Source organism: Streptomyces sp. DT224, assembly GCF_049844595.1.
GTDB lineage: Bacteria > Actinomycetota > Actinomycetes > Streptomycetales > Streptomycetaceae > Streptomyces.
Window position 1 is genome coordinate 69,907 of sequence record NZ_JBNCLI010000020.1, and the last position, 15,842, is coordinate 85,748.

13 protein-coding genes and 2 pseudogenes are annotated in these 15,842 nt (G+C 72.1%); 11 read left to right on the plus strand and 4 right to left on the minus strand.

The features are described from left to right. The first annotated feature begins 25 nt into the window (after window positions 1–25). The 5 genes from ACLQ2N_RS35190 to ACLQ2N_RS35210 all read left to right on the plus strand — a co-directional run bounded on the left by ACLQ2N_RS35190 (window position 26) and on the right by ACLQ2N_RS35210 (window position 6,197). Entirely contained in the window at window positions 26–856 is an 831-nt protein-coding gene (locus tag ACLQ2N_RS35190; RefSeq protein WP_425819711.1) for an ABC transporter ATP-binding protein, read from the plus strand. After that, entirely contained in the window at window positions 853–3,606 is a 2,754-nt protein-coding gene (locus ACLQ2N_RS35195; protein ID WP_425819713.1) for an ABC transporter permease, read from the plus strand. Before ACLQ2N_RS35190 ends, ACLQ2N_RS35195 begins: the two co-directional genes overlap by 4 nt. A gap of 67 nt (window positions 3,607–3,673) precedes the next feature. Beyond that, a complete protein-coding gene (locus ACLQ2N_RS35200; protein ID WP_425819715.1) occupies window positions 3,674–3,997 on the plus strand; it encodes a hypothetical protein in 324 nt (107 codons plus the stop codon). Between the two features lie 287 nt (window positions 3,998–4,284). Beyond that, window positions 4,285–5,250, plus strand: coding sequence for a DUF1152 domain-containing protein (locus ACLQ2N_RS35205; protein ID WP_425819717.1), 966 nt, complete (start codon window positions 4,285–4,287; stop codon window positions 5,248–5,250). 731 nt (window positions 5,251–5,981) lie between these two features. Continuing rightward, complete coding sequence (locus ACLQ2N_RS35210) at window positions 5,982–6,197, plus strand: hypothetical protein (protein ID WP_425819719.1); 216 nt, start codon at window positions 5,982–5,984, stop codon at window positions 6,195–6,197. A 216-nt stretch (window positions 6,198–6,413) separates the two neighbouring features. On the opposite strand, the pseudogene ACLQ2N_RS35215 reads toward ACLQ2N_RS35210, so the two are convergent. The 3 genes and pseudogenes from ACLQ2N_RS35215 to tpg all read right to left on the minus strand — a co-directional run. Continuing rightward, window positions 6,414–6,689 (minus strand): annotated as a pseudogene (locus ACLQ2N_RS35215) (transposase); the annotation flags it as partial. Window positions 6,690–6,760: 71 nt separating this feature from the next. After that, window positions 6,761–7,168 (minus strand): hypothetical protein, encoded by a 408-nt coding sequence (locus tag ACLQ2N_RS35220; RefSeq protein ID WP_425819721.1) that lies wholly within the window; start codon window positions 7,166–7,168, stop codon window positions 6,761–6,763. A gap of 145 nt (window positions 7,169–7,313) precedes the next feature. Continuing rightward, a pseudogene (gene tpg / locus ACLQ2N_RS35225) lies at window positions 7,314–7,567 on the minus strand (telomere-protecting terminal protein Tpg); the annotation flags it as partial. A gap of 328 nt (window positions 7,568–7,895) precedes the next feature. Here tpg and ACLQ2N_RS35230 point away from each other — a divergent pair. The 6 genes from ACLQ2N_RS35230 (at window position 7,896) to ACLQ2N_RS35255 (ending at window position 14,240) form a co-directional block, all read left to right on the plus strand. Next, a complete protein-coding gene (locus ACLQ2N_RS35230) occupies window positions 7,896–8,258 on the plus strand; it encodes a hypothetical protein (protein ID WP_425819723.1) in 363 nt (120 codons plus the stop codon). A 504-nt stretch (window positions 8,259–8,762) separates the two neighbouring features. Further along, the gene (locus tag ACLQ2N_RS35235; RefSeq protein ID WP_425819725.1) at window positions 8,763–9,164 is read left to right on the plus strand and encodes an ATP-binding cassette domain-containing protein; all 402 of its coding nucleotides are present in this window, start codon (window positions 8,763–8,765) and stop codon (window positions 9,162–9,164) included. A gap of 87 nt (window positions 9,165–9,251) precedes the next feature. Further along, on the plus strand, window positions 9,252–10,886 hold the full coding sequence (locus tag ACLQ2N_RS35240; protein ID WP_425819727.1) for a phosphodiester glycosidase family protein: 1,635 nt from the start codon (window positions 9,252–9,254) through the stop codon (window positions 10,884–10,886). 931 nt (window positions 10,887–11,817) lie between these two features. After that, window positions 11,818–12,102 (plus strand): hypothetical protein, encoded by a 285-nt coding sequence (locus ACLQ2N_RS35245; RefSeq protein ID WP_425819729.1) that lies wholly within the window; start codon window positions 11,818–11,820, stop codon window positions 12,100–12,102. Window positions 12,103–12,115: 13 nt separating this feature from the next. Beyond that, complete coding sequence (locus ACLQ2N_RS35250; protein ID WP_425819731.1) at window positions 12,116–13,651, plus strand: helix-turn-helix transcriptional regulator; 1,536 nt, start codon at window positions 12,116–12,118, stop codon at window positions 13,649–13,651. Between the two features lie 16 nt (window positions 13,652–13,667). After that, a complete protein-coding gene (locus ACLQ2N_RS35255; protein ID WP_425819733.1) occupies window positions 13,668–14,240 on the plus strand; it encodes a transcriptional regulator in 573 nt (190 codons plus the stop codon). On the opposite strand, the gene ACLQ2N_RS35260 is transcribed toward ACLQ2N_RS35255, so the two are convergent. After that, the gene (locus tag ACLQ2N_RS35260) at window positions 14,215–14,808 is read right to left on the minus strand and encodes a TIGR02679 domain-containing protein (RefSeq protein ID WP_425819743.1); all 594 of its coding nucleotides are present in this window, start codon (window positions 14,806–14,808) and stop codon (window positions 14,215–14,217) included. The two genes, ACLQ2N_RS35255 and ACLQ2N_RS35260, sit on opposite strands and share 26 nt — an antisense overlap. Between the last annotated feature and the right edge of the window lie 1,034 nt (window positions 14,809–15,842).

Genomic DNA, 15,842 nt, shown 5'->3' on the forward strand with positions numbered 1-15,842 from the left:
AGAGCACGACCCGGAAGGCGAACCCATGGCACTGCGCAAGACACTGCGCATGAAGAGAAGGACCCCCGGGCCCGCAGGCCCGGCGGGCCACGACCCGGCGGGCCACGACCCGGCGGGCACCGGCGCGCTCACCTTCGAATCCGTCACCCGCCGCTACCGGCGCGGCGGGAGGGACTTCCACGCCCTGGACAACGTGAGCATGGCAGTGCCGCCCGGCCGCTTCCTGGCCGTCATGGGCCGCTCCGGCTCCGGCAAGACCACCTTCCTGCAGTGCGCCGCCGGGCTCGACCAGCCCACCTCCGGCACCGTACGGGTCGGCGGCACCGACCTCTCCCGGCTCTCCGAGGCCGCGCTCACCCGGCTGCGCAGGGACCGGATCGGCTTCGTCTTCCAGTCCCTCAACCTCGTACCGTCGCTCACCGTCGGCGAGAACACCGCCCTGCCGCTGCTGCTGCGCGGCATGAACCCCCAGGACCCCGCCGTGCGCGAGCGCGCCCTCACGGTGCTGGCGGCCGTCGGCCTCGGCGACCGCGCCGGCGACTGCCCGCTCCGCCTCTCCGGCGGCCAGCAGCAGCGCGTCGCCATCGCCCGGGCCCTGGTCACCGACCCCGCCGTGATCTTCGCCGACGAACCGACCGGGGCCCTCGACCCCGTCACCGCCCGCGAGGTGCTGCGGCTGCTGCGCGACGCCGTGGACGGCTCGGGCCACACCGTGGTCATGGTCACCCACGACCCGCAGGCCGCCGCCTGGACCGACGAGGCGATCTTCATCGAAGCCGGACACATCGTCGCCCACGAGGACCGCCCCGAGCCGGAGACCGTGGCCCGGCGGCTCGCCGGGCTCGCAGAGCGATGACCATGGCCGCCGGCACCCGGCCGCCCGCCGGCCGCACCGGACCCCGGAAACGGCACGACGGGCCGGCCGGAAGCGGCCGGCGCACCGCCCGCTTCCTCGCCCGCCGCTCCCTGCGGCTGCACCGCAAGGCGTGGACCGCCGTCTTCGCCGCCCTCGTGCTCACCGCCCTCCTCCTCGGCAGCTTCGCCCTGGCCACCCTGTCGGCGTTCCTGGGCCACGCCCACGTCGAGCGGTACGCGGCGACCACCGCCCTCGTCACCGCCGACCAGACCACCCGCTACCGGGCCAAGCCCTGGGGCGACCCGATGACCACGGTCACCCAGTCCCTCACCGAACGCGTCCGCGTCCCCGCCGCCGTCGTGGACCGGCTCGCCGACGTGCCCGGTGTACGCGCCGCCGTCCCGGACAGCACCTTCCCGGTCGCCCTCACCGCCCCCGACGGCCGGGGCGTGCCCGGACCGGACAGCGAATCCGGGACCGCCCCCGTCTACGGCCACGGCTGGCCGGCGGCGGCACTCGCCCCGTTCACCCTGCGCGCCGGCAAGGCGCCCGCGGGGGCCCGCCAGGTGGCCGTCGACGGCGATCTGGCCGCCCGCGCGGGCGTACGCCCCGGCGACCGGCTCCGGCTCCGGATGCTCGACGCACCCGCCGAGTACGTCGTCTCCGGCATCGTCGCCCCCAAGGGCGAGGCCGACGACACCGGACTCGCCCACCAGGGCGCCGTCTTCTTCACCGAGGGCGAGGCCGTCCGGCTGTCCGGCCACCCCGGAACCGTCGACGCCATCGGCGTGATCGCCGACGACGGCGTCAGCGTGCACGACCTCCATCCCGCCCTGCGCAAGGCCCTGGCCGGCGAACATCCCGCCCGTGACGCCGCCGCCGGCAGCCGGGACCCGCAGGACAGCTCCCTGCTGCGGGTCCTGACCGGCAACGGGCGCGGCCAGGCGGAGTTCCTGGACGCGGCGCCGAGCCGGGCCGGCCTGCTCGGCCTGCTGGCCACGCTGTGCGCGACCGTCATCATGATCGCCGTGCTCGTGGTGGCCGGCACGGTCACCCAGGCGGTCCACCAGCGGGCCCGTGAGCTGGCGCTGCTGCGCGCGGTCGGGGCGACCCCCTGGCAGCTGCGGGTGACGGTCGGCCGCGAGGTGACCGGCACCGCCACCACGGCGGCCGTGGCCGGCGCGGCCGGCGCCGTCCCGGTCTTCCTGCTGCTGCTGCGGATGCTGCGCGACCGCGGCGCCGTCCCCGTCGGGCTCGGCCTCCCGGTCCTGCCCTGGATGTTCGCGACCCCGGTCCTGACGGCCGTCCTGACCCTGGCCGTGGCCCGGTTCGCGGCCGCCCTGGCCTGCGGCCGCATCGCCAGGATCCGTCCCGCCCAGGCACTCGGCGAGGCCCAGAGCGAACCGGGCCGGCCCGGCCGGGGCCGCACCGTGACCGGCCTCGTCGTGCTCTTCGCGGGCCTCAGCTCCGCGGGCACCGCGGCGTTGCAGCCGGGAGAGCTCGCGGCCATGGCGGCGGGCAGCGCGGCTCTCGCCCTGGTGATCGCCTGCGCGCTCCTCGGCCCCTGGATCGCCCGGGGCGCCATGCGCCTGCTCGCACCGCCCGCCCGGAGGCTCGGCGGCGCCGGGGGCTACCTCGCCGCCGCCTCCACCACCGCGAACTCGCGCCGGCTGGGGGCGGCCATCACCCCGGTCGCCCTGGTCGTCGCCTTCGTGGGCGTCCAGCTCGCGGCGGGCGCCACCATGGACCACGAGGGCAGCGCCCAGGCACGGCGCGCGATGCGCGCGGACCTCGTCGTGACCGCCGAGGACGCCGCACTGCCCGCCGGGGCCGCCCGCCGCGTGGCCGCCGTACCGGGCGTCGACGCCGCCACGGGCACCCTCCACAGCACGGTCGTCCTCGCCAGGAAGGAGGCCGGCGACCCCGTCCTCGAACGGCTCCCGGTAGTGGGCGTCACCCCCGGCGCCCTGCCCGCCACGCTCGACCCCGACGTCACCTCCGGCTCCCTGAAGGACCTGCGCGAGGGCACCGTCGCGCTCGGCGCAACCCGGGCCGACGCCCTGGACGCCGGGGTCGGCTCCACGGTGCGGCTGCGCTACGGCGACGGCGTCACCGCCTCCCTGCGGGTGGCCGCGGTCTACGAACGGTCCCTCGCACTCGGCGACTTCCTGTTCGCCCGCGAGGCGCTGGCACACCACGTGACCGCGCCGCTCGACACCCGCATCCTCGCCCGGACCGCCCCGGACACCGACCGGGAGGCCGTGCGGGAGGCGGTGGACAAGGCGCTCGCCGGCGCCGTGCCCGGCGCACGGGCGACCGCGCACCCCGGCCCGGAGCACCTCCGGTCCGAGGACCGGGGCGTGAGCCAGGTGCTCACCGCCGTGGCCGTCGCCGTCGTCGGAGGGTTCACCGTCATCGCCGCCCTCAGCACCCTGGTGCTCATCATGATCGGACGCCGTCAGGAACTGGTCCTGCTCCGGCTGGTGGGCGCGGGGCGCGGCCAGATCCGGCGCATGCTGCGGGCCGAGGCGGCGATCGTGACCGCCACCGCACTGGTGGCCGGCGCGCCGGCCGCCCTGATCCCCCTCACCGCGTTCAGCCTGTCCGTCACCGGATCGCCGCCCTACCTGCCGCCGCTCCAGGCGGGGGCCATCGTCCTGGCCGTCGTCGTGACCGTGGCCGCGGGCATCCTCCTGCCGGCCCGCCCGGCACTGCGCCGCCGGCACCCCGCGGCCCTGCACCGTTCCTGACGAGCCGCCGGCCGGAGGGGACCGAAAGCGACCCGCCGTCCCGTACAAGAGATCGAGGAGCCGCACCATGGCCCGCACCGCCTCAGTCCTGCTCACCCTGGCCGGAGCGGCGGCTCTGCTGCTCAGCGCCTTCCAGCCCTGGTACGAGGGCCGAGAACCGCCCGAGGTGAAACTGACGGACCTGTTCACCGGCCTGCAGCCCGAAGCGGCGGGCGCGACCGCCGCCTCCATGCTGCTCCTACTGGCCGGCGCGGCCGCCGTCGCCGTGCTGGGCCTGCTCCTGCGCGCTCCCGGGCCGTGCTGGCCGCGGCCTGCCTGGCGGGCCTGGCCACGGGCGTTTCGTGGACCGTGCAGCAGAGCCGCGCGGTGGCCCCCGCCGCCTTCGAGGTGACCGATGTGCAGCGCGGTCTGTGGAACGCCGGGGGCGGGGCCCTGGCCCTGATGACCGCCGCCCTCGTGCTCCCGCCCCGCACCTGACGGCCCGCACGGCGCCCACGGACTGGTGCAGCCGGCCGAACCCCGGCCGTACGGCAGGGGCCCTGCCGCCGGGACCGTCCCGTCCCTGACGCCGGCCCGGGGGGCGGGCGGCGCGAGGCCGGGCAGTGCGGGACTGCGCTCCCGGACGGGGCGAGAAGCCGGCGCCGGTACGGCAACTCGCCCTTCTGCTAACGTCATGCGGTGTTTTCTCTGGGGGAACCTGCCTTCTTCACTCGCCTGCGCGATGCGAGACGGGTGCTTGTCGCCGGTGCGGGCGGTGGCTTCGATGTGTACGCCGGGCTGCCGCTCGCACTCGCGCTGCGGTCGGCCGGCAAGGAGGTACACCTTGCCAGCCTGTCCTTCGCCGACTTGTACGGCCTGGACCCCGAGGTGTGGGTGGGCCCGGACGTCGCGGCCATCGGGCCCGATATCCCTCTGCGCGGCGGCTACTTCCCTGAACGGACGCTCGCCCAGTGGCTCGTGACGCAGGATCTGCCGGCGATCGTGTACGCCTTCCCGAGCATCGGGGCCGCGCCGCTGCGGACGGCCTACCGGACGCTGATCGAGCATCTCGGCGGTGTTGACGCGATCGTGCTGGTGGACGGCGGCACCGACATCCTGATGCGCGGCGACGAGCACGGTCTCGGCACCCCGGAGGAGGACATGGCGAGCCTCGCCGCCGTGAGCGGACTCGACGAGGTCGCGCACCGGCTGGTGGCCTGCCTCGGCTTCGGGGTGGACGCGTATCACGGCGTGAATCACTCGCTCGTGCTGGAGAACCTGGCCGCGCTGGACCGGGATGGCTGCTATCTCGGCGCGTTCTCGCTGCTCGGGGCGGGGCGGGAGGGCGCGCTGTATCTCGACGCGGTGGCGCACGCCCAGCGCCACACCCCAAGCCACCCGAGCATCGTGAACGGATCCGTGGCCGCTGCCGTGCGCGGTGACTTCGGCAACGTCCGGTTTACGGAAAGGACCAAGGACAGCGAGTTGTTCATCAACCCGCTGATGGCACTGTACTTCTGTGTGGACCTTCCCGGACTGGCCCGCCGGAATCTCTACCTGGGTCTGCTGGAACGGACTTCGCTGATGCGGCAGGTGAGTTCCGTGATCGAGGAGTTCCGCACCACGCTGCCCCGTCAGCGTCCGCCCAGGACGTTCCCGCACTGAACCCGCCGGAGCCGAACGTTTCGGGCTCGGGCAGCTCCGCGACCGCCCCCCCCCCCCCGGACCGTGTCCCGCCAGCCCCCGCCCGGCCGCGTTCCGCGCAGAGAACGCTCCAGCGCCGGCAGCCGCACCGGGCGGTCGGCGGTGCCGGCCAGAGCGGCCCTGTGATCGCCGAACCCGACGCCGAGGTAGGCCCGTTGTGGCATCAGTGACGCCAGGCCAGGCATACGTCCCGGCTGCGGAACGTCGGTACCGCTCAGCACCGCCGACGTACCCATCGGAGCCTTGACGTTCCACCGGTCGCTGCCGGTGGTCAGATCCACGGCGCGCAGCACCTGCCGCTCCCATCCACCGGTGCCGATGACGTTGTTCCCCTCGGCGACGATCACCGGTGACCGTCTGGGCGAAACGGTGAGCATCACGCTGTTGTCCCGCGTACGCGGGGTTCCCCACCGTCTCTTTCCCGTGCGGCGTCGTAGGCGGTGACCGCCTCCTTCCGCGACTCGCAGAGCACCAGTTCGCCGGTGGCGGTGCAGTGGCCGACGTCCGACGGCAGTTTCGCCGTCCAGCTCGCCGCGGCCCCCGGCCCCGTCGACGAGGGACAGCACCGGACGCGCCCTGCCCCTTGTCCGCACGACCGGCCCACAACTGCCGGGCGACGAGCCCGAGAGCCAGCGATACCAGGACTGCTCCGGCCCCCAGTGCCGCCCGTCGCCGCAGGCGGTACGAACAGTGTGGCCATCCCCATGGCGGCGTCGGTCACCGAGGACGTGTACGCCCCGCTGACCCGCCGGGCCGCCTCCACCTCGCGGGCGAATCGCGCCCGGAAGCGCGGATCGGCCGCGTACTCCTCGCGTATCACCTTCATCGCGACGCGCCGGCCGGTGGGGGAGACCGCCAGGAAGACGCGGCCCATGCCTCCCGACCCCAGGAGCCGCTCCACCACGTAGTGGCCGGCCGTCGCCCCCGGCCCCAGCCGCTCCCCGTGCGCATCCATCACGTGGCCCCCGCCTTCACCGGCCGACGACGATTCCGATCCGGGATGCCCACCGTCAGGGCGTTCTCGGCCGTAGCCGCCCGCCGCGAGTGGATCTCGCCTCGAGAAGCGGGTCTATGCGGCGTACGTGCGAAGTTCTCGACTGCGCGGCGGAGGCCGACCTCGACCGCTACCGGCCGGTCATGGACGTCATCGACCGGGTCCCCGGCCCCGAGGAGCGCCCGGCCGACGCCCACGACCTGCGTTGCCGCATCGCCATCGGGCGCACCGGTGAGCAGCCCATCCCGGGCGTGATCGCCATGCAGACGCACTTCAAGGCGGCCTGCTCGTTCGGGAAGTGGTTGCGGGCCTTGACCGCCCGTCGGATCCTGGCGTTGACGGACTCGATGGCGTTCGTGGTGCAGATGAGGCGGCGGATCGCGGTGTCGAAGCGGAGGAACGTTACTTGTCACCAGCGGAGGGATCGCCGGGGTCCCCGCCACCGGCCACGCGAAGGTTGAGGGCTGCAACGAGCCGTCATGCGCGGCGACGCCTGGGCCTCGGCGACGGTCCGTAAACCTCTGCGAGGGCGTTGCGCACTGCAACGTGTCCGGCCGCTTCGAAGGCTCTTGGGCGGGAATCGACTTCGTGGACTCTCACGCTGCGCAACACGACCGCTACCGCCGCAGGCAGCCCGACACCCAGCTCAGCCAGTTCCTCGCGGATACCTGTCTCGAGCGCAATGCGGTACGCGGACAGCTCTTCCGGGTCCGTGGATCCGTGAGAGGCCAGGTCGGCGGCCACCTGGAACACGATGCCGGCCTCCCAAGGCACGAAGTCCACGACGACCTCCGCAAAATCGGAGGGGCAGCTGCTCTGCCGTGCATATACGGCCCGGACACCGCGGATCGGGTGGGGAGGAAACGTTCTGGCCTCGGAGTCCACGCGATCACCCTAGTCCGAGCGGCGGCGCATGCCGGCACCACCCTGCGTCGTGCCGATCATCATGGTGTCAACATGCCTGCCTTTGTGACAACCATCGCGCTTCAGCTCACACGGCCATCCTTCTCTCACATCTGCTGGTGTCCGGTCAGTAGCCGAGGCCGAGGTAGTCGATGTCGTTGAGGGTGACGTCGCAGAGTCCTGTGGCGCGGTGCCCGCCGTCCTGGAAGTAGATCTCTTCGAAGCCTTCGGCGATGATGCCGCGCATCTCCTGGCCGGCGGCACCGGATTCACGGGCGTCGAAGAGGCGTTGCGCGCAAGCCGGGGGAGGTGGACGGTGAGGCGGCGGAAGCGTCCGTCGTCGGCGGTGCCGACCGGCGCGGTGTACCCGGAGCGGGCCCTCCGCTTGTTCTTCTCCCCGATCTCCCGGCGCAGCCGCTCCAGCTCCGCCCGCTCGGCCTCCCGCACCCGACCGCCACCGCCACTGACGGCTGTCAGGCGCACGGGCCGGTCCGAGGACGACCCCCCCCGGCGACCTCCCCGGCCGGCCTCCCGGTCTCGACCACGATGCGCACCGCACCCTCACGGAACCCGGCGTCGTACGGCGGCTTCTTCCTGGACGCCGTGAATCCCAACTTCCCCTGCCATCACGGGCTCCATGCTACGAGGGGAGGGGCACCGCCGTACTTCCCCGTACTGTGGTCGTGGAGAAGGACGGGGGAGAACCATCGTGGCGAGCAGCGCACGGCAGACCGCCGGGCCGGCGGTCCGGTCCCGCAACACACCCGCCCGGGTAGCCGCGTGGGCGGCCGCCATGGGCGTCGCCCTCATCGTGGCGATCGTGGCGACACCGCTGCTCTGGCTGGGGTTCGCCGGCTATTACACAGCCTTCATGTTCTTGTGCGGCTTCGTCGCCGTCCCGGCCGGCCACCTCGGCCGCCGCCGGGGCAAGCGGCTGGGCGGCCAGGACCGGGGTATTGCTCTGCTCGCCATCGTGACTGGCTGGCTGCTGATCCTCTGCGCCTCGGTGCTGGTGCTCGCGTACGTGGGACTGGTGGCGGGAGTCGCGGTCCTGAGCGACTCCGTGAGTTGAGACACGGATCCTGGCCACCCCCGACGACACCCACGTCCAGGCGCAGTCCCGGTCACCTGGTGCGAGCGCCTCTCGCCGCGATCTCCCCGGGGCTGACGCTCCTGGAGATCGACAACGCTCTCCACTGACAGCAAGGGGTCACGGTCATCGTGGCCTCCGGCTGAGCAGCGACAGGCCGGGTGTACCTGGTTCCGCCGGGTGGGCCCGGCCTGTCGGCAGCACATCGCGAACAGAAAGACGGAGCGCCCCGCATGACCGTAAGCACGTCGTCCCGCACGGCTACTGAGGGCACCTGGGCTCTGCCTCTGCTGACGCTCGTACCGCTTGCCGTGATCACCCTGCTCACGGATCTCTCCACCCCGTGGCTCGGTATCTCCTGGATGCTTTGCGCCGTGGTGGCGCTGCTTATTACGGCGCGGAATGCGAGGAGCCGACGGTTTCCACGCCTGTTCAGGTCGCCTTTGCGGCCTTCCTCCCCCCTGCGATAACGCAAGAAAGCCTTACATGACCCGAAGCGATCTGAAAACGCAAACTGTTCAGCAGAAGCAGCGGCGGCCGCAGGACCCACGAAGGAGCACCGTGGAGCGCAGCGGCGAAGTGACAGGCTTCGTCGGAGCGAACGGTGCGGGAAAAACCACAGCGATGCAGCTCATGCTGGGTCTGCTGAAGAGCGAAGGACAAACCCGCTACCTCGGCAGACCCCTGTACGAGTGGGGTGCGCCCGGCACCGTGGTGGGAGGCGTGGCGGGCCATTGCGGGCACCGACAGGTGCGCGGACCAGCCGCGCGGCACAGGCGCCGGCGCGTTCCTCGAACCCACGCGCCGGCGCCCACCGCGTCTGCACCCCTGGGAGCAGGCCGTACGAACACGTGGCCGCCGCATGACTCCGACCGGACAGCGCGGTGAATGTCGTGCGCATGCCTTGACCGGCGTGTCGCGTGCCCCGCACGGTTGCTTCGCTCGTATGTGCCAGGGCCACGTCCAGGGGGTTTTGTGAACAGCAGACTGTTCGGCACCGCAGCCGTCCTCACCGTGCTCACCGCGCTCGGCTCCGCGCCCATACCGGCCGCCTCGCAGCCGGGGGAGGGGCGGACGGCCGCCGGGCCGACGCGGGGCGAGAGGCTGCCGCTCGGCGCGACCGGACTGGCCGAGACCCGCACCACCCGCATCCTCCAGCCCGGCGTGACCCTCACCCGGATCGTGCGCGGAGCCGGCACCCACGCACTTCCGTGGACCGTCGAGGTCGCCATCCCCGGCGGCGCCGCCTCCCCGGACCCCGACGCACCGCCGGCCGCCCTCAGGGATGCCGCCAGCGCCCGCGAACTGACGGCCACGCTGCGCGCCGAGGGCTTCGACGCCCGCACGGAGCAGGTCCGCGCCCCCGCCACCGCCGACCACCCCGGCGGCATCCTCGGCAGCCGCGTCCGCGTCGGCACGTACGACACCGAGGCCGCCGCGAACGCTGCACGCGCCCGCCTGCGGACGGCCGGCCACACCGCCTCCGCCGCCTACACCGGTTGGGACGGCGACAGCACCGACGAGGGGCGCTGGCGGATCGATGTCCTGACCATCGACCCTCGCACCTTCGACGGCTCCCTGACCGCCTCCTACGGGCCGGACCTGGAGCGCCGTGAGACGACCAGCGAACTCGCCGCCGCCCAGGGCGCGAGCGCCGCCGTCAACGCCGGGTTCTTCGTCCTCGACCCGCGCTCCGGCGCCCCCGGTGAACCCGCGGGCGTCGGCGTCTACGACGGCCGCCTGCTGAGCGAGGCCGTCAACGGCCGCCCCGCACTCGTCGTCCGCGACGACGGCCGCGGCAGCCACGTCACCCGCCTCACCTGGAAGGGCACCGTCACCGGCCACGGCGCCACACGCCCCCTCGACGGCGTCAACCGCGTCCCCGGCCTGATCCGCAACTGCGGCGGCACCGCCGACGACGAGCCCACCGACCGCCCCCTGCACGACACCACCTGCACCGACCCCCACGAACTCGTCGCTTTCACGCCGCAGTTCGGCGCATCGACCCCGCACGGCGAGGGCCTCGAAGCCGTCCTGGACCAGACCGGCCGGGTACGGGAGCTGCGCTCACCGCGCGGTGGCGCCCTGCCCGAGGGCGGCAGTTCCGTTCAGGCCACGGGCGACGCCGTCGCCGACCTCACCGCGCTCGCCCGCCCCGGCGAACCGCTGCGCGTACGCGGAACACTCCGGGACGGCGACGGGCGGCCGTACGCGCCCTCGCGGCGCACCGACGTCATCAACGGCGGGCCCGAACTCGTGCGCGACGGCCGCCTTCACATCACCACCGCCACTGACGGCATGGTCCAGCCCGCCAACCCGAGCTTCGACTACGGCTGGGTCCTGAAGCGCAACCCGCGCACCCTCGCGGGCGTCGATGCCGCCGGACGCACCGTCCTCATCACCGCCGACGGCCGCAGCACGGACTCGCTCGGTCTGAGCATCCCGGAGAGCGCCGCCGTCGCCCGCTCCCTCGGCCTGCGCGAGGCCGTCAACCTCGACGGCGGCGGCTCCACGACCATGGCCGTCGACGGCCAGGTCCTCAACCATCCATCCGACGCGAGCGGAGAACGCCCTGTCGGTGACGCCCTGTTGGTGCTGCCCAAGCGATAGGAGACGGTCGCGGGCGTTGCTCCACGCCTCGCGCGTGAACGGGCGCGGAGCAACGCCAAGGCGCCGAGGAGCACCGTCAGCGCTCCCGCGACCATGGTCGGATCCCACACTGGTTGACGACAACGCCACGGTACCCGGTGAGGACGGACGCGCTGGAACCAGAAGTGCCTCGATCGGCAGCGTCGGCGTGGATACGCAGAACCCCGGTGACCACGGCAGTGACAAGCCCGCTGCAGGGCGGCCGGCCTTGGCGGACTCTCTTCGGCTCGTGCGCGGCACGCCGAAGCAGACACAGCCCGTACCGGAGAAAGCAGCCCGCGATGAACTCACCCGCCAAGCCGGCGGATACATCCCGGCCGACATCGACGCCTGCCTCGCCCAGGCCCTGGCCGCACACCTCGGGCACTACCGCGATCCCGCCGCCCGCGGGGACGCCCACCAGCCCCCTCCTGCCACCGCCCGTTCTCACCCACGCCGCGCCGCGCGCAGGGTTCGACGTGTTCCGCGGTCTCTGTCCTTGCCTCGGGATGGGACACGTCGGGTGCAGCGGTGGTGTCCGTCTGAGGGCCCGGGAGGAGCCGGTCGTCGGCTCCGACGCGGGTGTGTGCCCTGACGCGGGTACTGACGTCGCGGTGTGTGGCGCCGGTGGCCGCAGGCGGGCCGGCTCGGCGCGGTTTGTGCCGTACGCGGTGCAGGCGCCCTGACAGACGCCGCGCAGCACCTCGGCGTGGGCCTTGGCCACGCGTTTCTTCTGGTTGCCCGGGTGGCGGTGGGCTCGTCGGTCCGTCGATCAGTCCGATAGCTCTTCAACTTGTTTGCGAAGTCTCCGGGTCGCTGGTAACTTTGCAATAAGTTATAGAGTTATGGCGGGAGGGTGGACGGAGTGCTGCAGATCCAGTTGGGACCCGCGCGACCCGCTGACGCTGGCGACATGCTGGGGCGCGCCACGATCGGCTGGCGTCCCGGGATGTCCGAGGACGAAGCCTGGCAGGCCGGGCGCGGCATCTGGAAGTTCAACGCCGACCGGGCCCTGTCCCAGGACGAGGCACAGATCATCAACACCGACGGCACGGTCCTCGCCGTCGCGAGGATCACCGGGATCTCCAAGCACGGGGACCGCTACGCCCTCGAGGGCGACCTGCTGCGCGGCGATGCACGCGTGGGCCGGCCCACGCCGAGCCCGCACCTGTCCCGTAACCCCGTCACCTACATCTGAAAGCCGCGGACCGATGAGCGACTTCGACGCGATCGACTCGCTGCTCGCCTCCCTCACCCCCCAGCCCACACTCCCCGAGCCGCAGGTACGCCGCGACCTGCGTGAGCGGGCCGGCCTGACGAAGGCCCAGGTGGCCCGGACTCTCGGAGTGAATCCGTCCACCGTCACGGGGTGGGAGACCGGCCGGGATCCCTCCGGGGAACTCAGGACGAAATACGCCTACCTCCTGGACGGCCTGGCCGCGAAACTCGCACCCCCCGCCCCACCGCCCGCAGACGAAGCCATCACGCCCCGGCCCACGCCGGACGAGAGCACACCAGCCCCCGCACCCGGCGGCGGCCCGGCCGCAGGCGACGACATGGACGACGTCGAAGCTCTGGCCGCACCTGAGCCGTGCGTCCTGTGCGGGCAGCTTGCCCGCCACCACGTCGCAGGCTTTCCCCAGCACCTCGACCCCGCTCAGTGCGCCACCACAGTCCCCGCATCCGACACCTCCGCCAGGCGGATGCAGGGCAGCACGGCGAAGCCGGCAAAGGTTATGCCCGCGGGCCGCCGCGCGCGGGCCGTGTCCGACGCCGACCCGCCCGGCCCGATTGCGGCGGCCGTGGCCGAGGCGCTCGAGGCGCACGAAGGCGATATGGAGGCGGCGACCGCATCCCTGGTCAAGCGGGCGATCCCGGATGCGATGGCCCTGCTGGACGAGACCCGCAGGGGCGGCCGCTACGCCGTCGTCGCCCACCCCTGGATCCCGGACATTCTGCGCAAGCAGTCCGCGCGCAGTGCCGACCAGATCTGGGAGGCGCGCCCCAAGTGGGCCCGCCCCGAACTGCCCGCAGGCCGACACGAGGTGACGGCCCTGGACATCAACGGCGCCTATCTCAGCGCGCTCAAGACGCACCTGCCGCTCGGCCAACTGGAGCACACCACCGGCAACGTGCATGACCCTCGCCGCGCTGGCGTCCACCTGATCACCCCGCCCGCATGGGAGCACAGCGCCCACCTGCCCAACCCGATCGGCAACCGCGACGAACCCGGCCCGATCTGGGTCACCGAACCCACCCTCCGCCTGCTGCTGCGCCTGTCCGGCCCGAAGTACGCGCTGTGCGAACCTCCCGAGATCCACGAGTCGTTCACCTCGGGGGCGACGGAAAGCCTGCTGGAAAAGTTCCGCATCACGCTCAAGGACGCCCGCGACACCGCGATCGCCGGCGGGGACGAGGTGACGCTGGAATACGTGAAGGCGATGTACTCGAAGTTCGTCTCCACGATGGGGGAGTCGAACTACAACCGGGAGCTGTACCGTCCGGACTGGATGCACCTGATCCGCTCGCAGGCCTTCGCCAACCTCTGGGCCAAAGCCCTCAAGGCACACGACGCCGGCCTGACGGTCGTGCGCGTGATGGGCACCGACGAACTCCACGTCGTCGGCGACTGGCGGCGTGTCTTCCCGGAAGGCCGCGGAGTTTCCGAAGTGAAGGTCAAGGACGTCTACTCCGTCGGCACCGCACCCACAGACCCGGCCGCCACCGGACAGACCGACGAGAACTGACAGGAGAGGAGTTCACGTGCCCGAGCGCACCATCGACTTCGGCAAGTACGGCGCCCAAGGCATCAAGGGCCACGAGGCCGTCGCCCGCCAACTCGACTCCCTCGCCGACTTCATCGCTTCTCCTGTCACCACCCGGCGCGGCCTTATGGCCCGCCTGCACTACCTCACCCGCACCCCTCACGCCCGCGCCGCCGCCCATGACGCGGGCCTGACCGTCACCGACCGCACCCTGAAGGCATGGCTGGCCGGCACCCGCAACCCCACGAAGCAGAACCTCGCCCGCATCGAAACCGCCTACCGCACGGTCCGCCGCCACAACGTCGCCCGCTACCTCCTGGCCCGCCTGAACCGTGCCGGCCGCGGAACCCGTGTCGAGATCCACCCGCTCAACCAGTCCGGCGTGCGTTCCACCCACCAGCGGGTCGTGGGATTCCGCACCCTCAACATCCGCCACTGGGAGGCCGTCATCGACGCCTGGTCCACCAGCGACGCCCGGGCCCTGGACAACGCCTGGATCGATCAGATCGTCGACCTCGGCTCGCAGTGGGGCCAGTACGAGTACGTCACCAACATCGGCTTCGCCGCCTGAACCGCTGCAGAATCTTAGATTCGCTGCACGGTCTCATGTGCCGAAGCACGTGCACACCCGCGCGCCGGACAACGATCCCGATCCGGACTGGCCACCTAGGTGGAGGAGGGCGGGAGGAGACGGTCCAGAACGGCATCATGTTCCTGGAATACCACCCGTCCCATGCCGCGCAGTTCACGGGCGAGCTGCAGGTCGATGTCTTCGTCGGTGAGCGGGCCCAGCAGCACTCTGGATGGGTGGGTGGGTACCCGCGTCGTGGAGTGTGGCGAGGTCCATGGCGATTGCGGGTCAGGTCGAACAGGTGCAGCGCGACCGGGGCGACGGCGTCGCGCAGGCGCCGGTCGACCAGTCCGTCGCCGACTGCCTGCACACGATGGAGCAGCACGGTGGTGGTGAGCCGGTCAGGGACGACTCCGCTCTGCTCGAGCAGGGCTCGGATCCGGTCCGGCCGTGTCGGCTCCACCTGTCCGGTCAGTTCGGCGACCAGCGTGACGAGCCGACTGCCGGCGAGGGTGTCGAGGTCGAAGAAGTGGGGGTCGCCAGCAGTGTCGTGGGCGAGCCTGGGCAGTCAATGGCGACCGTGGAGGCCTTCCACGCCACCTACGGCCACCTCGCCACCGCCCCGGCGGCCAATTCCTCGTCGACCAGCGCGCCCTGGCCCGCAAACACCAGCTCGCCCCGGACCGTGAAACCCAACTTACCACCCCCCACACCGATTGGACGCTCCCTCACGGACCCGAATGGCACCGCAAGTACCACCTGCTGCGCCGCCGCGTCAAAGCCGGAAACCACCCCGCCACTCTCCACCGCGAAACCGTCATCGACGGTGTGAAGGCCGGTACCTGGCTGCACCGCCAGCTCACCACCTGGAACCAGCTCTCCGACGGCCAGCAAGCACTCCTCACCCGCCTCGGCCTGTCCCCCGATCAAACTCCGGTACCCACACGCGGGGTGACACCCGACGAAGCCCCCCCCCCCCCACAGGGAGAACACGGCGCACCTTCGAACAGACCGCAACACTGCTGCGCGCCTTCGTGGAACGGCACGGCCGTACCCCCAGAGCCCGAGAGCGGACTGAGGTCGGGCAGCGCGTCGTGATCGGACCATGGCTCTGCAAAACACGCACCAAGCAGAACACTGGCCAACTGTCCGAAAAGCAAAGCCCGTTGATGCGTGAAGTCCTCCACGATGACTGGACGGAGCAACCCGAGAAGGAGGACACCGATCGCTATCGGAGATCCCATAGTTTTCTGCTTCCTTACCGAGCCCGGATCCCTCACGTACGTCGGTACACTGGGACAGCAGCGCAAGAATCAGGCGTGAAGGAGACCCGCACTACTCCGACCACCCGAACCCCCTGCAGCACTGACCAGCCTGAAGGCGACTGCGGAGCAGGCGCCTTCCCAACCACCTTTGCTAGGAGCAGAGTTGCAGGAAGATGCGGAGTGAAGGGAGAGAGCAGATCGCGGAGCGATCGGCTCCCCCCGACCCACCCCATTGCTCCACGGAGTGGAGCATCCCGGCCACGGAGTGGCCGGCAGCCCGCGGAGCGGGCGTCCATCCGCCGCGTAGCGGCGGCGCGTCGTCTTCGCGGAGCGAAGC

What these genes read in the sequence shown, in the direction of transcription:
- ACLQ2N_RS35250 (WP_425819731.1), top strand. Translation starts at nt 12,116, where the DNA reads ATGAGCGACTTCGACGCGATCGACTCGCTGCTCGCCTCCCTCACCCCC.
- ACLQ2N_RS35200 (WP_425819715.1), top strand. Translation starts at nt 3,674, where the DNA reads ATGGCCCGCACCGCCTCAGTCCTGCTCACCCTGGCCGGAGCGGCGGCT.
- ACLQ2N_RS35195 (WP_425819713.1), top strand. Translation starts at nt 853, where the DNA reads ATGACCATGGCCGCCGGCACCCGGCCGCCCGCCGGCCGCACCGGACCC.
- ACLQ2N_RS35190 (WP_425819711.1), top strand. Translation starts at nt 26, where the DNA reads ATGGCACTGCGCAAGACACTGCGCATGAAGAGAAGGACCCCCGGGCCC.
- ACLQ2N_RS35235 (WP_425819725.1), top strand. Translation starts at nt 8,763, where the DNA reads ATGACCCGAAGCGATCTGAAAACGCAAACTGTTCAGCAGAAGCAGCGG.
- ACLQ2N_RS35245 (WP_425819729.1), top strand. Translation starts at nt 11,818, where the DNA reads ATGCTGGGGCGCGCCACGATCGGCTGGCGTCCCGGGATGTCCGAGGAC.